Origin of the sequence: Ideonella azotifigens (assembly GCF_006519715.1) — a bacterium.
GTDB lineage: Bacteria > Pseudomonadota > Gammaproteobacteria > Burkholderiales > Burkholderiaceae_C > Ideonella > Ideonella azotifigens.
Window position 1 is genome coordinate 1 of the sequence record NZ_VIDT01000432.1, and the last position, 4,830, is coordinate 4,830.

The following is a 4,830-nucleotide window of genomic DNA, read 5'->3' on the forward strand; positions in this document are numbered from 1 at the left end:
ACCGTCGCCCGCTGGCTGCGCCATGTGCAGCAGCTGGGCGGCCCCACCGTGCCAGGAGAGACCGATGAGCCGCGCTGACACCCCCGCCGACCTGGCCGAACCCGTCGCCCTCACCTGCGCCGACGGCGTGACGCTGCGCGGCCATTTCCTCGCCCGCAGCGGCGGCAACACCGGAGAAGGCGGCGGGCTGCCTGTGCTGATCGCCCCGGCCACCGGCGTGCGCCAGCACTTCTACCTGCGCTTTGCCGCCTGGTTGGCAACGCGGGGCCACGACGTGCTGGTGTTCGACTACCGCGGCGTGGGCCAGTCGCTGCATGGCCCGCTGAAGGACTGCCAGGCGACGCTGGCCGAATGGGGCCAGCAGGACCAGGTGGCGGCGCTGGACTGGCTGCTGGCGCGCACCGGCCAGCCGCAGGTGCTGATGCTGGGCCACAGCGCCGGCGCGCAGATGCTGGGTCTGCTGCCCAACCACCACCGTGTGGCCCGGCTGGTCGGCATTTCGGCCTCCACAGGCTGGTTCGGTGGCATGCGGCCGGCCTTCCGCGTTGCCGCGCGCATGGTGCTGTGCGGCCTGGTGCCGCTGGGCATCCGCCTGAAGGGCTACGGCACCTGCAGCGCCGTGGGACTGGGCGAGAACCTGCCGGCCCAGGTCGCGCTGCAATGGGGCCAGTGGTGCAGCGCGGGGGGCTACGCGACCAATGCGGTGCAACAAGGCGCGGCCAACGACTTCCACGCCGCGGTGCGCACGCCCATCACGGTGCTGCACGCCAGCGACGACAACATTGCCACCGACAAGACCGTGGCCGACCTGCTGCGCACCTTGCCCGCCGCACCGCACAGCGTGCGCCGCGTGCACCCAGCCGAACTCGGCTACAAGGCCATCGGTCACATCGACTGGTTCCGCGGCTCGCACAAGGCCTTGTGGCCGCTGATGGCGCAGGCCTTGCGCGCGCCGGGTTGAAGTGGGCGGCATGGCCGGCGGCTAACATGCGGCCCCATGACCAGAGCCGACCTCGTGGGCCAGTTGCTGGCTTTCATCGCCAGATTGATCACCGGCGCCCAAGGGCACTGGAAAGGCTGCCCGCCGCAGGCGCTGCAGCGCATCTACTTTGCCAACCACCAGAGCCACCTGGACTGGGTGCTGATCTGGGCCTCGCTGCCCGGTGAGTTGCGCGCGCAGACCCGGCCGATCGCGGCGAAGGACTACTGGACCGCCTCGCCGTTCAAGCACTGGTTGACACGCGAGGTCTTCAACGCCGTCTACGTGAGCCGCACCCGCGCCAAGGAAGGCCCGGATGCACAGGACCCGCTGGAGCCACTGGTGCAGGCGCTGCAGGGCGGTGATTCGCTGGTCATCTTTCCCGAAGGCACGCGCAGCAACAAGGGTGAACCGCAAAGCTTCAAGAGTGGCCTCTATCACCTGGCCGCGCAGTTCCCGAATGTGCAGCTCATTCCCGCCTGGATCGCCAACGTGCAGCGTGTGATGCCCAAGGGCGAAGTGGTGCCTGTGCCCATCCTGTGCACCGTGACCTTCGGCGCGCCGATGGCCCTGAACCCCGGCGAAGACAAGCGCGCCTTCCTCGACCGCGCCCGCGCGGCCGTCGTCGCGCTGCGGCCGGCGGGAGGCTGAGCCCATGCAGGACCTGCTTCAACTCAGCACCGAGCAGCAGATCGGCCTGCTGTTCGTGATCGTGTTCGGCGTGCTGGCCGGCCTGACAACGTGGGCCACGCTGCGCAGCCTGGGCGACGCGCCGCCCGAGATCCAGCTGCGCCATGACCGCTTCGTGCGCGAGCTGCGCGCGATGTGGATCGGCCTGACCACCTTCTGGCTGGCCTGGCTGTCCGGGCCGATTGGCGCGACCTTGCTGTTCGGCGTGTTCTCCTTCCTCGCGCTGCGCGAGTTCATCACGCTGATGCACACCCGCCGCAGCGACCACCGCAGCCTGATCTTCGCGTTTTTCATCGTGCTGCCGATCCAGTACGTGCTGGTGGGCGGCCAGCATTTCGACCTGTTCTCGGTCTTCATTCCCGTCTACGTGTTTTTCGTGATCCCGGTCATCAGCGCGCTGGCCGGCGACCCTGGCCGCTTCCTGGAGCGCAACGCCAAGATCCAGTGGGGCATCATGGTCTGCGTGTTCGGCCTGTCGCACGCGCCCGCGCTGCTGCTGCTGGACTTCCCCGGCCACGCCGGCCGCGGCGCCTTCCTGCTGTTCTTCTACGTGCTGGTCGCCATCGTCGCCTACTTCGCGCAGGAGACGCTGAGCCAGCGCTTGCGCCGCCGCCCGGTGGCGCGTGCCATCAGCCGCACGTTCTCGCTGCAGGCCTGGGCGCTGGGCGCCGCGGTGGGCGGGCTGACGGGAGGGCTGCTGTTCTGGATCACGCCGTTCAAGCTGCCGCAGGCCATCCTGATCGCCACCATCGCCGCGGCCGCCGGCAACATCGGCGAGTTCGTGATGCGGGCGCTGAAGAAGGACGCAGGCGTCGCCTGGTGGGGCAACCGGGCCTCGGTCACCGGCGCGGTCGGCCTGCTGGACCGCATCGCACCGCTGGCCTTCGGCGCGCCGGTGTTCTTCCATTCGGTGCGCTGGTACTTCAAGCTCACGCCATGAGTGTTCCTGTTCGGGTGCTGGGCATCGACCCCGGCTTGCAGTGCACCGGTTTCGGCGTGGTCGAGATCGAGGGCAGCACGCTGCACTACGTGGCCAGCGGCACGATCCGCACGACCTCCGGCGTCGCGCTGGGTGACCTGCCGAACCGGCTGAAGATCATCTTCGACGGCGTGCGCGAGGTGGCCGAGCGCTACCAGCCCACGCAGGCCTCGTGCGAGATCGTGTTCGTCAACGTCAACCCGCAGAGCACCCTGCTGCTGGGCCAGGCCCGCGGCGCGGCGCTGACGGCGCTGGTCACCGCCGGGCTGCCGGTGGCCGAGTACACGGCACTGCAGATGAAGAAGTCGGTTGTCGGACACGGCCATGCGCGCAAGGAGCAGATCCAGGAAATGGTGATGCGGCTGCTGCGCCTGCCCGGCCTGCCCGGCAAGGACGCGGCCGACGCGCTGGGCCTGGCCATCACCCACGCCCACGCCGGCGGCTCGTTCGCCGCGATGGCCCAGGCCACCGACCTGAAGCGCCGCACCCACGCGCAATTCAAGGGCGGCCGCACCTACTGATCCGGTCACGCCGCGCAATGCGGCATGACGCCGGCCGCATGAACCGCTGCACGGCTTTCAGGTCCCAACCCCACAGCATGACGCCGCATGCTTCAGCACAGCATGCGGCATCACCGTCTGTGCGCCGTAGCTCATAAACTTGCCCGCGAAACCCGAATTCGCTGCCGCTTTGTTGCCAGCATATGCCGCCCCATGCTGAATTGGCGATATTCAATGCCTCTCGCGTGAATCTATATTGCCAGTCACGCCATATTCTTACTTCGTGAATATCAGTGAACGGCAATCGAATTGGCGGGTGAATCTCGAATTGCTCGCCAAAACCCGGCCGGCGCGGCTGCCTAGCATTCACTTCACCAGCACAGGCATCCCTTGGTGCGACAACCGCCTCCCGGCGGACCTGCGCTGCATTCGCCCGCAATTCCCTCGACATCTCCTCCGGAGCCTCGCCATGAGCAGCATCAGCGCCTTGTCCTCGAATATGGCCAATCCTGGCATCGCCAGCACCCAGAAGAAACCCCTGGGTGCTTTCGAAGTCAATTCAAAACAATATGGCCCGGTGGTGGCCACCGCGATGGGCGTGGCCCAGGCCACAGGTGAAGCCGCCCATGCGGGCGTGTCGTTCAGCGCCGAAGCGCTGAAGCGCCTGCACGACGCTGGCGACGCACTCGCCGACGCGGCCGGTGCCGCCTGGGACGGCACCGTGGCCAGCGTGCACGACCTGGCACAGGGCATCGAGCAGGGCCTGTCAGACGGCTATCACAGCGTGATGGACGAGGCCAGCGAGATCGGCAGCGACATCCAGGACGCCGTGCAACAGGCCTATGCCTGGGGCCAGTCGGTCGAACACAGCGTGGCCGACGCCGCCAGTTCGGTCACGCACTCGGTGGAGGATGCCGCCTCGGCCGTGACCGACACGCTGGGCGACATGGTCGACGGCGCGGCCAGCTACGTGGCCATGGGCCTGTCGGTGCTCAGGGCGTGAGCGCCCGCAGCCCGCATTGACCGGACCGATGCCATGCGACTGATTGCCTCTTCGTTGTCTGCGGCCACCCTGGTGTTGTCGCAGACCGGCTGTTCGCTGTTCAGCCCGGTGCCGCTGTGGGAACTGGCCAAGGCCGGTGGCACCGTGGCCAGCATGGCCCTGCCCTATGGCGAGCCCAAGGCCAGCGACACGGTCTACCACCTGCACCCGCGATTCCACACGCTGTGCATCGCCTTCAACCCCGACACGCCAGCCCAGGGCCTGGTGCCGGCGCTGCAGGCCGAGCTGCGGCTGCACCAGATCGAGACCCGCGTTTACGAAGGCGTGCTGCCCGAGCGCTGCAGCGTCTCGCTGGCCTATGAGGCCGCCATCGGCTGGGAAGTGCCGCCGCTGGGTGGCGGCTACCAGGCCTACCTCAGCACGCTGGCGCTCACCTTGCGCGACGCCGACGGTGCCGTGCTCTCCAGCAGCCGCTATGAGGTGGACAACGGCCTCGGCTGGGGCAAGTGGCGCAGCACGCGCAGCAAGGTGGCCCCGGTCGTCAGCGCCCTGGTCACCGGCTTCGAAAACTGAACGCCATCTTGCTGATGGATCCCCCGCCCCAGGAGCCTCTTCGATGAACACCCCCATCGTCCTCAGTGAATCCACCACGTTGAGACTGCTGTGCCTGCTGTGCTGG

The 4,830-nt window shown here is 68.1% G+C and carries 6 protein-coding genes; all 6 read left to right on the top strand.

All coding sequences use genetic code 11. The features are described from left to right. Window positions 1-64: 64 nt before the first annotated feature. On the top strand, window positions 65-961 hold the full coding sequence (locus FKP22_RS21185) for an alpha/beta hydrolase family protein (protein ID WP_170200998.1): 897 nt from the start codon (window positions 65-67) through the stop codon (window positions 959-961). Between the two features lie 36 nt (window positions 962-997). Then, window positions 998-1,630 (top strand): lysophospholipid acyltransferase family protein, encoded by a 633-nt coding sequence (locus tag FKP22_RS21190; protein WP_141289674.1) that lies wholly within the window; start codon window positions 998-1,000, stop codon window positions 1,628-1,630. A gap of 4 nt (window positions 1,631-1,634) precedes the next feature. Then, a complete protein-coding gene (locus FKP22_RS21195) occupies window positions 1,635-2,609 on the top strand; it encodes a phosphatidate cytidylyltransferase (protein WP_141289675.1) in 975 nt (324 codons plus the stop codon). Then, complete coding sequence (gene ruvC / locus FKP22_RS21200; protein WP_141289676.1) at window positions 2,606-3,169, top strand: crossover junction endodeoxyribonuclease RuvC; 564 nt, start codon at window positions 2,606-2,608, stop codon at window positions 3,167-3,169. The genes FKP22_RS21195 and ruvC overlap by 4 nt, the downstream gene beginning before the upstream one ends. A 448-nt stretch (window positions 3,170-3,617) precedes the next feature. After that, window positions 3,618-4,151, top strand: a complete 534-nt coding sequence (locus FKP22_RS21205; protein ID WP_141289677.1) for a hypothetical protein — start codon at window positions 3,618-3,620, stop codon at window positions 4,149-4,151. 33 nt (window positions 4,152-4,184) lie between these two features. Next, window positions 4,185-4,724, top strand: a complete 540-nt coding sequence (locus FKP22_RS21210) for a cell division protein FtsI (protein ID WP_141289678.1) — start codon at window positions 4,185-4,187, stop codon at window positions 4,722-4,724. Window positions 4,725-4,830 lie beyond the last annotated feature (106 nt).